The organism is Psychrobacter sp. JB193 (assembly GCF_002285555.1).
Taxonomy (GTDB): Bacteria; Pseudomonadota; Gammaproteobacteria; order Pseudomonadales; family Moraxellaceae; genus Psychrobacter; species Psychrobacter alimentarius.
Genome location: NZ_NRGY01000001.1, coordinates 16,701 through 30,868, shown reverse-complemented (window position 1 = coordinate 30,868; position 14,168 = coordinate 16,701). Strand labels below are relative to the sequence as shown.

13 protein-coding genes are annotated in these 14,168 nt (G+C 42.9%); 8 read left to right on the top strand and 5 right to left on the bottom strand.

The genetic code is table 11. From position 1 onward, the window contains the following. Positions 1-24: 24 nt before the first annotated feature. Positions 25-1,302, bottom strand: a complete 1,278-nt coding sequence (locus CIK80_RS00150; RefSeq protein WP_095568385.1) for an integrase arm-type DNA-binding domain-containing protein — start codon at positions 1,300-1,302, stop codon at positions 25-27. Between the two features lie 861 nt (positions 1,303-2,163). Between CIK80_RS00150 and CIK80_RS00145 the strand changes: the two genes are divergently transcribed. Beyond that, entirely contained in the window at positions 2,164-2,670 is a 507-nt protein-coding gene (locus tag CIK80_RS00145) for a hypothetical protein (RefSeq protein WP_095568384.1), read from the top strand. 94 nt (positions 2,671-2,764) lie between these two features. On the opposite strand, the gene CIK80_RS00140 is transcribed toward CIK80_RS00145, so the two are convergent. Both CIK80_RS00140 and CIK80_RS00135 read right to left on the bottom strand, forming a co-directional pair. Beyond that, positions 2,765-3,892: a zinc-binding dehydrogenase gene (locus CIK80_RS00140; protein WP_095568383.1), complete on the bottom strand. Its 1,128-nt coding sequence runs from the start codon at positions 3,890-3,892 to the stop codon at positions 2,765-2,767. 77 nt (positions 3,893-3,969) lie between these two features. Further along, entirely contained in the window at positions 3,970-4,647 is a 678-nt protein-coding gene (locus CIK80_RS00135; RefSeq protein WP_095568382.1) for a glutathione S-transferase family protein, read from the bottom strand. A gap of 200 nt (positions 4,648-4,847) precedes the next feature. Here CIK80_RS00135 and CIK80_RS00130 point away from each other — a divergent pair, with 200 nt between their 5' ends. After that, positions 4,848-5,759 carry a LysR family transcriptional regulator gene (locus CIK80_RS00130; RefSeq protein ID WP_095568381.1) on the top strand — a complete coding sequence of 304 codons (912 nt, stop codon included), beginning with the start codon at positions 4,848-4,850 and terminating at the stop codon, positions 5,757-5,759. 38 nt (positions 5,760-5,797) lie between these two features. On the opposite strand, the gene CIK80_RS00125 is transcribed toward CIK80_RS00130, so the two are convergent. Continuing rightward, the gene (locus CIK80_RS00125; RefSeq protein WP_095568380.1) at positions 5,798-7,060 is read right to left on the bottom strand and encodes an NAD(P)/FAD-dependent oxidoreductase; all 1,263 of its coding nucleotides are present in this window, start codon (positions 7,058-7,060) and stop codon (positions 5,798-5,800) included. 319 nt (positions 7,061-7,379) lie between these two features. On the opposite strand from CIK80_RS00125, the gene CIK80_RS00120 reads away from it, so the two are divergent. The 5 genes from CIK80_RS00120 to CIK80_RS15555 are packed head-to-tail and all read left to right on the top strand — an operon-like array spanning position 7,380 to position 12,175. After that, the gene (locus tag CIK80_RS00120) at positions 7,380-7,787 is read left to right on the top strand and encodes a RidA family protein (RefSeq protein ID WP_068407027.1); all 408 of its coding nucleotides are present in this window, start codon (positions 7,380-7,382) and stop codon (positions 7,785-7,787) included. 26 nt (positions 7,788-7,813) lie between these two features. Continuing rightward, positions 7,814-8,485, top strand: coding sequence for a DUF1028 domain-containing protein (locus CIK80_RS00115; protein ID WP_095568379.1), 672 nt, complete (start codon positions 7,814-7,816; stop codon positions 8,483-8,485). Positions 8,486-8,512: 27 nt separating this feature from the next. Further along, complete coding sequence (locus tag CIK80_RS00110) at positions 8,513-9,481, top strand: LysR family transcriptional regulator (protein WP_087041630.1); 969 nt, start codon at positions 8,513-8,515, stop codon at positions 9,479-9,481. A gap of 9 nt (positions 9,482-9,490) precedes the next feature. Then, entirely contained in the window at positions 9,491-10,627 is a 1,137-nt protein-coding gene (gene argE / locus CIK80_RS00105) for an acetylornithine deacetylase (RefSeq protein ID WP_095568378.1), read from the top strand. A gap of 33 nt (positions 10,628-10,660) precedes the next feature. After that, on the top strand, positions 10,661-12,175 hold the full coding sequence (locus CIK80_RS15555) for an amino acid ABC transporter permease/ATP-binding protein (RefSeq protein ID WP_095568377.1): 1,515 nt from the start codon (positions 10,661-10,663) through the stop codon (positions 12,173-12,175). Between the two features lie 164 nt (positions 12,176-12,339). Here CIK80_RS15555 and CIK80_RS00095 read toward each other — a convergent pair whose 3' ends face one another. Beyond that, positions 12,340-13,089 carry a class II aldolase and adducin N-terminal domain-containing protein gene (locus tag CIK80_RS00095; RefSeq protein WP_095568376.1) on the bottom strand — a complete coding sequence of 250 codons (750 nt, stop codon included), beginning with the start codon at positions 13,087-13,089 and terminating at the stop codon, positions 12,340-12,342. 209 nt (positions 13,090-13,298) lie between these two features. Between CIK80_RS00095 and CIK80_RS00090 the strand changes: the two genes are divergently transcribed. Continuing rightward, entirely contained in the window at positions 13,299-14,159 is an 861-nt protein-coding gene (locus CIK80_RS00090; protein ID WP_068407010.1) for a transporter substrate-binding domain-containing protein, read from the top strand. Positions 14,160-14,168 lie beyond the last annotated feature (9 nt).

Here is a 14,168-nt window from a genome sequence, read left to right as displayed (position 1 = left end):
AGTTTTTTTTGGAATGACTTCTTTTTAAATCTGTTCAGAACCGTCTCGCAGCTTATCTATATAGTCTGCCCAGTCCTGCATCATCTGTATCCTCGTATCAATCTCATCGAGTCTGTTATAAGCGCCGCCATGAGTGTCTTTGATTCTATGGCCCAGCTGCAGTTCTGTGACGATATCTGAGTAACGCAGATCAGGCTGTTCCATGAGCAAGGTTTTGGCCGAAGCCCGAAATCCATGCGCGCATTGCACATCTTTGTAGCCCATGCGGTGGAACACTTGTACGAGCGCAGCCTTACTAATATAAGCATTGTTTGAAGCGCGCGTCGACGCAAAGACATAGTCGTTATGACCGCTGATAGAGTGAATATGTCGTAAACGTGCGATGACTTGGGTTGCCAATGGCACCACCAAATGTGAGACCATATCATCACGACCTTCACCTTTAGTAGGGGAGAATGCCCATACATTATTTTCCCAATCGATGTCCTGCCAGCGCATCGAGCGCAGATCGATACTACGGACAAATATATAGGGTAGTAGATTCATGGCCTCAAGGGTGATCTTGCTTGCCCCTTTAAAATTGGCCATATCTTGTAAAAGCGTTGCAAACTCATCGGGTTTGGTTATGGCGGGCAAGTGATTACCTGAGCCAGCTGGTGCTAGCTCGCCACGCGTGTCAATCGCCACATTTCTATCGCATAATCCGCGCGCGACGGCAAAAGAAAATACTTTTTCGGTATACAGCCGTGTGCTTGCACCAACGAAGGTGGCTTGATTGTCGTTGTTTTGAATGGCCTCACACACACTTAATATCATCTCACTGGTGATATCGTTCATTCTCAACTCACCAATCTCATGACGCATATAACCCAGACACAAATCCCAAAACTTGAGTGTCGATTCACTAAACGCAAGCTTTTTAGATTTGCTGTGTTGGCGACCTGCTGTTTTGTGCGCGCGCCATGCTTGTGCAATCTCAGCGAAAGTAGCGTTCTTTAGATGAGCATACTTATTGACTTGTTCTTTTTGCTGTATGGCTTTGGGATCAGAGCCGTTTGCGACCATGTTAAGTATGGTTTCGGCTTTATACTTAACCTCGTATAGATTAATGTCCTCGACCTTACCCAGCATCATTCTGGGCCGCTTGCCTGTGATGTGGGGGTGAGCGTAGCGTAGGTAGTATTCTTTTTTGCCATTTGGATAGACACGGATACTCAGACCCGCGACACCTGAAACGCTGACCGAGTAGTCCTTATCTCGGTATTCAAGTTTATTAATATCATTTGCATTATCGACAGCCATAAAAGTTATCCGTAGTTTTTATAAAGGGACAAGTGACCGTAGGCAACAGTTATATCATAAGACATTATTGAACACTGATTGCTGGACACCATTATGGACACTGGTATTTATTATATCAATCTTACAATCCTTTTAAATAAAAGGTTTTTTCTATCAATCATTCCCAAGGTTCACTTGGGGATGATTAATAGCCATATTAAGTGAAAAATGGGATAACTAAGAGAGGTCTTGAGAGAAATAAGTGAATTAAAGCGACTGATAAGCGCTTTTACAGTCAGATAATTAGAGTAGTTATCGTCTACACGCTTTATGATTCAATAGATTAAGAGATATTTTTATAAAAATAATGCTCGCGTACTCGCATAGAATTGGTTTATCAGGGTGATGGTAGGGTTCTGTGCAAAAAAGAAGGTTTTCAAACACGGTATTGTTTATGACTACTTATAATCAATTGTTTACTTTAGAATTATTTAGTGGAATTATGAGACAACACGATAATTTATAAACTAATAATTTTTTATAATCGGAGTTAGCTTATGTCAGTTTTTACAGATTTTCGAGCAGTGTACTTTCTTTATTGTATAGAAAAATAGTCAGATAGATCGAGGGTTGTACTGAATCGACAATACAAGCCTGTGGGATTCAATACCGATAACTATATCTAGTATAAAGACTATCCTGTTTCTGAAAAACTATGCGAAATCTTATATCTTTTGCAAAAAAGTTAGTCCTGTATATTATCAATCCCCCTTTATACTCTCGAAAACTATCAATTTGAGGTGTTAATGTAATTACAGATAAGAAATAAATTTAATAAGTTAAAATATTCATAAGCTCCAAAATTTACATTGTGAGGGAATTTTGAAATTTAAAGAATTAATAAATCTTTCGGGTGACCAAGTAGGACGTATAGACATTGATGAGTTGATCTTAAATTTACCTAATACTTCAGTAGATGTTTTAGAACAGTTTTATCAAGATCATGGACGTAACTTTCAGTTTCAAGAGCAATATGCTGAATTAGATATTTATAATCTAAACTGGGAGATTGTGAATCTCACATTTGAAAACATGTCACATGCTTCAATTTTTCCTTACTTCCAAAAGTGGGTAGATACCTGTTGTAAGAAGTCTCATCGAGTTTCGACAGATTTAAACTGGAAGCTAATTGGTCATACAGATCAAACTGTAGCGCACTGGGAACATAATCATACTTGGAAAAGACCACCTATATTTCTTGAGTTAGATTGTGAATTGCATTTAGTTGAAGGCCATTCAAGGTTCGGCTGTTTAACAGGACTTGTAAGTCATGGGCTGATTTCTCACAATAAGACTCATAAAGTATGGTTAGCAAAGAACGTATATTAAGCCCTATAACAATTAAGCACAAAAAAGCAGACATCATCGATATCTGCTTTTCTATTGTTACAAAGTGACTTCTAGATTATGCTTCAAACAACTATTATCCCTGAGGCTTAATCAAATACTTTTCACCAGTCGCTTGTTTGCCATAAGTAGCGATTGATTTTAATTGCAGCGCTTCTTCTAGCGTGACTTCATGCGTATAGCTGCTCGCAAAGGTCGTGGTGATTTCTTCTGCCACGCGCTTACGCATCGACTTGACTGTTTCACTACCTAGTTTGCCAAGTGCATTAAATAATAAGAATCCGTTAACGCCCCACGCAAAACCAAAGTTACGGTTTAAGGTGATTGGGCCACGATCTAAGGCACCATAAATATAGGCCTGTTTAAAGGTGTCTGAGCCATAGACGCTGTATTCTTCCACATCATGGGTGATGGCCGCTTCCATACAGTTTAGAATATCGCTAGATAGCTTGCCGCCACCAATAGGGTCGAATGAAATCGTTGCGCCTGTTTCGATAATCGCTGCGGTTAAGTCATTGGTAAAGGTCTCACTGCTTGAGTTGACCACGTATTTTGCGCCCATATCGCGCAGTAGCTTTTCTTGTGATTCTTTACGTACGATATTGATCAGATCAATGCCATCAGCCATACAAATTCGGTTGAGCATTTGCCCGAGGCTAGACGCCGCTGCCGCATGAATAATAGCTTTGTGACCTTCAGCGCGCATGGTTTCGACCATTGCCAGTGAGGTGAGTGGATTGACAAAAGATGATGCCGCCTCGGTGGCTGTGGTGCCATCTTTCATCTCTATACAGCTTCTCACATTCACACAGTGATATTGACGGTACGTACCGCCGCCAATCACAGCGACCATTTTACCCATGAGTGCTTGCGCGGCTTCTGATGAGCCTGCTGCAACGACGGTACCGGCGCCTTCATTACCGACAGGCGTGTCTTTATTTACCCGCGTTTTGAGTGCTGGCATGACTTTCTCAGGCACATCAGCAGTAATTACAGGGCTGTCATTGGTGCCTGACTGTACGGCAGTTGACATGTCAGCGGCGCTGAACATCACCCCAAAGTCAGAGGGGTTCAATGGCATGGCTTCCATGCGCACGACAATTTCATCAGCACCGGGCTGCGGCATGTTGATGTCTTTTAAAGACAGGGTTAACTTGTTGTCATCACTGATGGTAGATACCAGTTGCTTATTTTTATCGGTCATAATGTTTTCTCCTATGAATGATGCGCGGCATCACTCATTATTGTTATCGTAAGGGTGTTATTTTATGCTAAAAACCATTATTTAGGCTGCGCTGCCTGTATTTGAGCTTTTATGTGTGTCATAAACTCAGGCATATTGGCGATGCGATCGGCCTCTATTTTTTGGGCAATATCAGATTGACTCATGGTCTTGTTCCATTCTTTCATACCGGGTATCTCTGCTAGCACGTCCCAGTCAAGTTGGGTTGAGGCGCAACCAATGACGACAACGTTTACATAGTGCATATAGATGTCAGCCATCGTAAGCGCTTTACCTGCAATCCAAGGTGAAAACTGGCACAACTGGTTTAAGGCAGGAATCCCGCGGGCGAGCACTTGACGTACTTCTTGTTTGAGAGTGTCAGGAGCTTGTGTACCTGAAAACACATAAGGAATGAGGCGGCGGCTCGGTAATTCAAAATACAGCTCTGCTATTTTCATAATTTGACGCACGATTGCGCGCTCAGTAGCAGATTCAGGATATAACGGGATGTCAGGGTAAGCCTCTTCGATAAAATCACAAATGACACTCGACTCTGATAGCGTCACTCCTTCCTCTGTTGTGATAGCGGGCACTTTACCCACAGGACTGACGGTCAACAACTTGTCGTTGTCAGTGAAGATCAGATATTCTTGAAAAGGTATTTCTTTGTATAACAGCGCATGTTTGACGATGTTGTAATAGTTGCTTGTGGGAAAACCATGTAAAGTAATCATAAATTATTATTCCATTATGGATGTGAGTATTTTTTTAGTTGTCATGTTCAAGCTGCACCTATTATTACTGTTTTTAATGAGGTGATATATAGGGCAAAACGCGAATCACTATTGCCTTTAAGACAATAATAAGGTCAAATTACGTAGTAATTGATACAGATATGTTGGAAAATTGACTGTTTATTGAATGGAGATAGGTTTTGGATCAGCTACGGGCGATACGATATTTTAGTAAAGTGGTCGAGACGGGCAGTTTTAGCAAAGCGGCGAAGGTATTTGGTGTGCCGCCATCCTCATTATCAAGACGAGTTTCTGATTTAGAAAAGAGTTTGGGCGCGACACTACTAAAGCGTTCCACTCGAATCGTGAAGCTGACGGAGGTAGGGCAGGTTTATTATAATGATATGCAGCACATATTGAACCAGCTAGAGCAAAGCAAAGAAACGGTACGCAGTTATCAAACCACACCGATCGGACGTCTACGCATAAGCTCGATGGTGGGTTTTGGTGAAAAAATACTACTGCCGTTATTGGATGAGTTTAGTGCATTATATCCGCAAATCGTGCTCGATGTCAGTTTGAGTGATGAGCTGTCAACACTAGGACGTGATGATGTCGATATTGCGATTCGTGGTGGCTACGCACCGAACGAGCGGGTGCTTGCAATAAGGCTCATGGATAATGAATTTATTCCAGTGGCGTCCCTCAGCTATCTGGAAAAATATGGCGTACCTGACCATGTCATGACGTTAAAGGAACATCGGGGACTTTATTTTAAAGCGCCATCAGGGCGAACCCCTTGGTTATGTTATGTGGATGAGCAATGGCATGATGTCTCAGGGTCTGTGGTCGCGATCTCAAACAACGGGCCGTGGTTGGCACAAAGAGCCTGTGCGGGCGACGGTATTTTAATGTCTACGCGCTGGGCGTTGGCGTCCTACCTTGAGTCAGGGGTGTTACAAGAACTGACGTTTGGGCATGAGCTGGCAGTCACTCAGCATGCGGACATGGCGATTTATTTGCTGTATCAAAAACAGCGATATTTGGTACCCAAGGTAAAGGCGGCGGTCGATTTTTTGGTAGAAAGGATAAAAGTTGGTGGTGAGGTCTAGGGAATAAAGCAATACCATAGACCTCTCTTCTAAAACTATTATTCGGTTTTTTTAGAGGATTGATAACGCTGGTAGTGTCTTTGGATCTCTATATACTCAGCAATACGCTTCGCATCATGCCATACACCCCAAATAAAGCTAGAGCCTTTGCCCGACAAGTACGGCAACCCGACAAAATAAATACCCGGCTCGCTAGTGACACCTTTGTTGTGTATTGGTGCGCCATTGTCTGCAAAAATATCAAAATCGAGCCAGTGGTAATCATAGCCAAAGCCAGATGCCCAGATAATACTGGTAATATTATCTTTGTCAAAATCGAGCGCGTCGATGGGCATGGTCATACACTCAGGCATATCCATAAACACCTTGGCCTCAGGCTCCTCAGGCAAATCTAGACCATTGTTTTCAATGTATCTATCCATTTCTTCAAGATTGTCCAAGTAGCTTTGTTCGGCACTGACGATGTTATCAACCAAATCATCGTTAAAGGATACGGTATGGTCGGTAAATGCCTTGGTCATGCCAACTAGAGTGATACCCTCATGACCCATCTTTCTAAAATCAACGCTTTGTCCGCCATTCATACCGCTCACTGCAAAACCCTTAATCGGTCGTTGCGGCGGCGTGGTCTCATGCCATGTGCCCAAAACACCCAGCCACCACACATTGTCTCTGTCTCTATATTTGCGCGGCGGACGCTCATGCGGGCCAACGGATAAGTATACCTTTTTACCTGCACTATTTAGCTCTGAGGCAATTTGCACTCCTGATGAGCCAGCACCGACGATCAGTACCGCACCCTCAGGCAGCTGCTCGGGATTTTTATAGTGATCCGAGTGTATTTGATACAGGCTGGTGTCTTGTGGGGCAATTTTAGGAATAAGTGGGTTTTGAAACGGTCCTGTGGCGACTACGATATTATTGGCAAAAAGCGTGCCTTGACTGGTGGTGACGCTAAAGCCTTTTTTGTTCTTATTTTTGACGATGTTTTGTACTTCTACGCCCGTCTCAATCGGTGCGTCAATCATCTTGGCATAGTTTTCAAAATACTCAGCGACTTCGCTGTGCGGCACAAAACTGTCTGGATCATGAGGGAAGTCCATATTTGGAAATTTATCATGCCAGCAAGGACCGTTAGCGACCAATGAATCCCATCGACGCGTGCGCCACGCCTCGGCAATTCTATTTTTTTCTAAGACGACATGCTCAATACCGAGATGGCCCAAATGCTCACTCATCGCAATACCTGCCTGACCTGAACCCACAACCAGTGTGTCTACACTTTTATTATCGATTGACATATGACCATTCTCTCTGCATAAAAATTAATATTTTGAATCATTACTTTTTGAAGATATGACTCTCTATCAAGGTCACATCCACCCAGATCATATTAATTTTTCTGTATTTAAAATGACAATCGTATGTCCTGAATAGCTACCTCAAAAAAACCGAATCACTCTGATATGGCTCAGCCTAACCACTGGAAAGGAAATCTTAATTTGCCTTGAATTTGATTTGCGACATACTGTTTGTAAGGCGATAGAACATCCTTTAACCATTACATACTGTCCATCTTCTTGAAAAATTGAGACTGATAAGAGGTCAACCATGACATCTATGAAACATACCCGTATTCGAACCTTTAATACCCAAGAAACTTACCCTGAGCAAAATATCGATAACGACTTGTGCCAAGCAGTCGTCGCAAAAGGCAGTACTGTGTTTTTACGCGGGCAAATAGGCCAAGACTTAGACACCAGTAAAAGCGTGTGTGTGGGTGATGTCAAAGGCCAAACCGAGCAAGCCATGCATAACATCAGCATGCTACTCAAAGAGGCAGGTGGCGAGCTGACTGACATCTGCAAAATCACCATTTATATCATCGACCCTAGATACCGTGAGGACGTTTATCGGGTGGTTGGGCGCTGGCTAAAAGGTGTGCATCCTGTATCGACAGGCATTGTAGTCTCTGCGCTGGCACGTCCTGAATGGCTGGTTGAGATCGACGCGACCGCTGTAATTTAAAACCATAATTATACTAAGGATATATAATGACATTTTCTATTATTGCGCGATGTGAAAGAACAGGGCAGCTCGGTGCAGCGATCAGCTCCTCATCACCTGCCGTGGCCTCCCGCTGTATTCGTGCCAAAGCAGGCGTTGGTGTGGTCGCCAGTCAAAACATCACTGACCCTAACTTGTCGCAAATATTGATTGAAATGATGCAATACAACCTAACTCCGATTGATGCCGGTCATGAGCTGATTAAAAGTACTGAGTTTATTCAGTATCGTCAGCTGATGGCACTCAGCGCGACCGATGCACCTTTTGTATTTAGCGGTGAGCATACCTTAGGAACGTTTGCGACCGCGCAAGGCAAGCGTGCTGCCTGTGCTGGTAATATGCTATCTAGCACTGCTGTTCCTGAGAAGATGCTCATGACTTTTGAGCAAAGCGAAGGCTCTCTTGCCAGCAGATTGCTTGAAAGCTTAGTATCGGGTTATCACGCAGGCGGTGAAGAAGGGGAGGTGCATTCGGCAGGCTTGCTGGTAGTAGACAAGGCCACATGGCCGATTGTCGATCTACGAGTAGATTGGTCAGACACGCCCATAGAGGACTTACAGAAATTGTGGGACATCTATGAGCCGCAATTAGATGACTATATTGTGCGAGCCTTGAATCCCACTATTTCACCGAGCTATGGCGTGCCTGGAGACTTATAAACCGCTATTTAATAAAAGGGATCTATCGTGTTAAGTCGAATTACGTTACGTCAGATGGAATATTTCGTCACCACAGCAGAAAGCGGCAGTATCATCATTGCGTCTGAAAAAATACATATCTCCTCGCCGTCAATATCGGCCGCGATTGCACATATGGAAGAAGAGCTTCATGTCCAGCTGTTCATTCGCCAGCATGCTAAAGGTTTATTGTTGACCGAGATCGGCGAGCAGGTCAAAGATGCCTGTAAAGTGATTTTGGCACAATCCTCTGATCTGTATTCAATGTCGGCTGACTTCACAGGCATTATGCGCGGCAAGATCAAAGTCGGCTGTTTTTCAGCCTTTGCACCTTTTGTTTACGCTGAAATCATACATGGATTTGCAAATTTGTATAAGCAGGTAGATGTAGAAGCGGTGATTGACGATCATCACAATTTAACGCAAGAGCTCACAAAAAACACTTTAGATCTGGCTTTACTGTACGACTTACATATCGATGAGAACGTCATCAATTTTACACCGCTGGCTGACTTACCGCCGTACGTTTTATTGTCTGAGACGCACCCGCTGGCCAAGCACAAGGCGGTGACGTTAGAAGAGTTGGCCGAATATCCAATGATCCTGCTCGATATGCCCTACAGTAATGACTACTTCCTATCTTTGTTTCGCAAAAACAACCTCAAGCCCAACATTATCGACACCTGTAAATATGTTGATGTGATTCGCTCGATGGTGGGTAACAACATTGGCTACACCATCTTAAATGTTCGCCCAAAGAGCAACTTATCTAACGATGGTAAAAAGTTGGTCATGGTTAGAATATCTGGTGATATGAGGCCCATGAAAATCGGCATTGCCACGCCCAAAAATGCCACCCTGACCAATGTGCAACAGGCATTTTCAAGTCGCTGCCAAGCTTTTATTTCCAACCAATACATACCTGGCATGAGTGTCTCGTATTTCTCCGAAGCACATATCAAAAACCAAAAAGAATAAGGAAGGCAAATGCAACATCACTCAGAATGCCTAGCCGTATTAGAACAACTCATTGCTTTTGATACCACCTCTTATAAGAGTAATTTACCACTGATTGACTACGTCAAACACTATTTAGATCATAAGAATATCGACATCACTATCGATTATAACGACGCACAAAACAAAGCCAATCTATTCATTAGCACAGGTCCTAAAGACAGCGCTGGCGTGTTGTTGTCAGGCCATACCGATGTGGTACCTGTTGATGGTCAAGACTGGGACACTAACCCTTTTGAGGCCGTCATAAAAAATAACAATGTTTATGGTCGTGGCAGCGCCGATATGAAAGGGTTTATTGCCTGCGCGCTAGTCATAATGAAAAGGGCCGCGGACATGCCCTTAACTTATCCGCTGCATCTGTGCCTATCCTATGACGAAGAGATCGGCTGCGTGGGTGTCAGGCACATCCTAACGCAACTGAGCAGCTTAATTGTCCCGCCTAGAGTGGTGATTATAGGGGAGCCGACCTTGATGGATGTGGCTACCAGTCATAAAGGCAAAGCCGTGTTTCAAGTGCAGTTTTATGGCACAGAAGGACACTCCGCTCTTGCGCCAAATTATACCAATGCCATTCACGCGGCAAGTAGCTTTGTACAAAGCTTGATTGACAGTCAGCAAGTGGTTGCCAAAGAAGGACATCTGGATACGGGGTATGACATTCCGTACTCTACCATTCATGTGGGCAAGATTAATGGCGGTACAGCGTTAAATGTCGTGCCCAACCTGTGTCAGTTAGACTATGAAATCCGCAATGTCGCAGAAGACAGTATTGCCGCGATTCAAACACAGATCTTAAAGGATTTTGCGGCAAAAGATGCCATCTATCGTTATGAGCTGCAAGACATTAATCAGTATCCTGGGCTAATGACCAACCAAGCGCAGCCAGAATTAAAAAGTATCCAGGCGTTATTGCCACAGTCCAACATTACCAAACTCTCTTTTGGTACAGAGGCAGGCTTGTTCCAACAATGTTTTGACTCTCCTATTTTGGTTTGTGGCCCAGGCTCTATCGAGGTTGCTCACAAACCCAATGAATACATTGCTATTAGTCAATTAAACGCTTGCAGTCACTTTTTAGACAAGCTTGTTGCGACGTTGTTATAGCTTCACTCCTTAACGAATTTTAGAGGACAGATCATGCAATTTGATTGGGCATATACTTTTAGCTTGCTAAAAGACACAAACTTCTGGCAAGCCACCTTAACTGTGATTGAACTTAGTGTATTGGTATGGATTTTGGGTATCGTCCTAGGTTTTGTGATGGCACTTGGCAAAAAATCTAAACTCAAACCTGTCTCGTTATTAAGCCGCGCTTATATCTGGTTATTTCGCAGTATTCCTTTGTTGGTACTTTTGATCTTCATTTACAGTATGCCGCAGGTGTTTCCACAAACCAGCGTGATCTTATCTTCGTCGTTCATGTCTGGTCTAATTGCCTTAACGTTATGTGAGACCGCCTATATTGCTGAGATTCATCGCGGTGGTCTCAACTCAGTCCATCAAGCTCAGATAGAAGCGGGTAAGGCGTTAGGTATCAAGCCGATGGGTATTCAGCGACTGATTGTGGTGCCACAGGCGCTAAGAATCGCCTTACCTACATTGAGCAACGAGTTTGTCGTTATCGTTAAGCTCACCTCACTGGTATCGGTTATTTCTCTGACAGAAATCCTACTGGTTGGACAGCGTTTGTATGCACAGAACTTCTTGGTGCTTGAAACCATGTTGGCGGTCGCGTTTTACTACATCTTGATTGTCACTGTTTTTGGCTTCTTGATTCAACGCTTTGAAAAGTTTATCGATATTACGCAAAAGAAGCCCAGTATTTTGAAAGAAGGTGAGTTGGTTGGTAATATCAGTAGCAATAAATCATTGAATAATTACAAAGAAATAAACCAAGAGCGAAAAGGCGATTATGCACTGGAAGCCATTAATATTCACAAATCCTATGGCGAGCACCATGTACTAAAGGGTATTGATCTTAACGTGAAATGGGGCGAGGTGGTGTCTATTATTGGCCCGTCAGGCTCAGGGAAAACTACTTTTATTCGTACGTTAAATAGCTTGGAGACACTTAATAAAGGCACGGTTAATTTGATGGGTAATCCTTTTCTAAAAGATACTGTTCTGACCGATAAGTCTAAGCCCTTTAAAGAGCAAATTATAAATATCGGTATGGTGTTTCAGAATTTTAATTTGTTCCCGCATAAGACTATTTTAGAAAATATCATGCTGGCACCTCAGTACCATAAGGTATATGACAAAGGCATCAATCAGCTGACCGCAATTGCGATGCTCGACAAAGTCGGTATGAAGGCCCATGCAAAAAAATACCCGCATCAGCTCTCAGGTGGACAGCAGCAGCGGGTGGCGATTGCCAGAGCCCTTGCGATGGAACCTTCTATTATCTTGTTTGATGAACCAACGTCTGCCTTAGATCCTGAGCTGGTCAGTGAAGTATTAAAAGTAATGGAACAGCTTGCCAAAGAAGGCTTGACCATGATTATTGTCACCCATGAAATGAGCTTTGCTTTTGATATTTCCGACCGTGTCATCTTTATGGAAGGTGGTCATATTGTTGAGCAAGGATCACCTGAGGTACTGAGAAACAGTACCAACGAGCGCTTCAACCAGTTTGTACAAAATATCAATTAAAAATAAGGACTCGTTTTCATAGATCAGTTTTTAAATTGATTAGCGTCAAAGAAAAAGCCCTTATATATGGATATAAGGGCTTTTTCTTTAGTATTGTATTTTTTATATCAGAAAAGTATGGATGGGCTGGACAAACAGAGTTTTTGCTAAAAATAGATTAAAAATTATTCAATAAAATCAGGTTCTTGTATCAGCAGTAACCTTTTAATCTCTTCTAAATGTGCTTCGCTAAAGTCCTCTATAGACTCCCAGTCTTGAGCCGTCTTTTCTGCGATGTCGTCAGGAATGAGGCGCAATGGCTGATTGGTCGCATAGGCGGTTGTGAGCACTTGGCAGGCGCGCTCAATGGTGTACATGTCATCAAATGCCACACCGATACTGTGCGAGCCGATAAGTACCCCGTGATTGCCCATCATCAGACGACTATGCTCGCCTAATAAGCTGGCGAGTCGTTTGCCTTCCGCATTGCTATCAGCCATACCTTGATAACAATCATCGTAGCTCACACGATTAAAATAGCGCGCCGTGTTTTGATCAATTGGTTTAATGGTCGGATCTTTTAGCGTTGAGATGGTAGTCGTATAAATCGGATGCAAATGTAGCACGCATTTGATATCTGGTCTTAATAGATGGATTTGACTGTGTATGGCCCACGCGGTTGGGTCAATTTTTGCCAATAACTCATTATCAGGATTATTGGTATCTAACAAGATTAAATCACTCGCTTTAATGGTTGAAAAGTGTTGCCATTTTGGATTGATCAGAAATTGACTGCCATCTTCAGATAGGGATGCACTGAAATGGTTGGCAACCGCCTCATGCATATTTAGGCGTGCAAACCAACGAAAACAAGCGGCAAGGTCAATGCGTGCCTGTTCTTCGCTTTTAAGATTGTTGTTTTTAAAGTCATTCATAAATCACCTCTGTATGTAAAATTATTACTATACAGAGTGCATTGAAAACAAAGAGATTTTTTTAAATAGGATTTGCAGTAGTAGTGGGTAGGTTTTTCAAAATTGCTTTTAATAGGTCGTCTTTAGTATAACTGAGTTAAGCGATAAAGATGTTACCAACACATTTAATACAGTTGTTTAAATTCATTAACCCACTAGGAATGACTACGATGAAGCCATTAAAAATGATATTACTTTCTGCCGCTGCAGGCTTAGTATTAAATGCCTGTTCGAGTGAAGCACCTACCAGTAGTCAAGAAAGCAGCGCCACTGCTACTGAGAGCGCAGGTGCTGATAAACGAGTACTAACCATAGGCTCTGATATGACCTTTCCGCCTTATGAGTATTTGGATGAGCAGGGTAATCCGGGCGGGGTAGATGTGGAGATTATGGCTAAAGTAGCGGAGCTTAATGGTGATATCACACCCAAATGGGAAGATACCAGATGGGCAAACCTCATTCCTGGGCTAAAAGGGGACAAGTTTGATGTGCTGTATTCATCAATGTACATCACTAAAGATCGCTTAGCGCAGATTGATATGATTCCTTATTACAAGACCGACATCTCATTGCTGGTGCGTGGTGACTCAGACCTTGCACCTCAAGGAGCAGATGACTTATGTGGTCAAAAGGTTGGTGCGATGAAAGGCACAGAATTTGTCAATCAATTAGGAAAAATATCCGCCAAATGTGTTGAACAAAACCAAGGCGCTATCGAAATTCGTGAATACGAAACCTCACCGCAAACCTCTCAAGCATTGCTCTCTAGAGCTGTAGATATTCAATATGATGATGCTGCCGTCATGAAAGCCGCGGAAATGAAACTTGGCGATCGCGTGAAAATCACCTCAACACAAGAGCTATATCCTATTGTCGGGGGGATTGGCGTGAAAAAAGGTGATACTGAAACTTATCAAATCATCTCGGACGGTATAGAAAAAATGAAACAGTCTGGTGATCTAGAAAAAATATTGAGCGTCTACGGTCTAACCGTTCCAAGCCAAGCAGATATCGATCAAATAATGAATTAATCGGATAAG

What these genes read in the sequence shown, in the direction of transcription:
- CIK80_RS00120 (WP_068407027.1), top strand. Translation starts at nt 7,380, where the DNA reads ATGAAACATACCCGTATTCGAACCTTTAATACCCAAGAAACTTACCCT.
- CIK80_RS00140 (WP_095568383.1), bottom strand. Translation starts at nt 3,892, where the DNA reads ATGACCGATAAAAATAAGCAACTGGTATCTACCATCAGTGATGACAAC.
- CIK80_RS15555 (WP_095568377.1), top strand. Translation starts at nt 10,661, where the DNA reads ATGCAATTTGATTGGGCATATACTTTTAGCTTGCTAAAAGACACAAAC.
- CIK80_RS00135 (WP_095568382.1), bottom strand. Translation starts at nt 4,647, where the DNA reads ATGATTACTTTACATGGTTTTCCCACAAGCAACTATTACAACATCGTC.
- CIK80_RS00095 (WP_095568376.1), bottom strand. Translation starts at nt 13,089, where the DNA reads ATGAATGACTTTAAAAACAACAATCTTAAAAGCGAAGAACAGGCACGC.
- CIK80_RS00115 (WP_095568379.1), top strand. Translation starts at nt 7,814, where the DNA reads ATGACATTTTCTATTATTGCGCGATGTGAAAGAACAGGGCAGCTCGGT.
- CIK80_RS00125 (WP_095568380.1), bottom strand. Translation starts at nt 7,060, where the DNA reads ATGTCAATCGATAATAAAAGTGTAGACACACTGGTTGTGGGTTCAGGT.
- CIK80_RS00150 (WP_095568385.1), bottom strand. Translation starts at nt 1,302, where the DNA reads ATGGCTGTCGATAATGCAAATGATATTAATAAACTTGAATACCGAGAT.
- CIK80_RS00090 (WP_068407010.1), top strand. Translation starts at nt 13,299, where the DNA reads ATGAAGCCATTAAAAATGATATTACTTTCTGCCGCTGCAGGCTTAGTA.
- argE (WP_095568378.1), top strand. Translation starts at nt 9,491, where the DNA reads ATGCAACATCACTCAGAATGCCTAGCCGTATTAGAACAACTCATTGCT.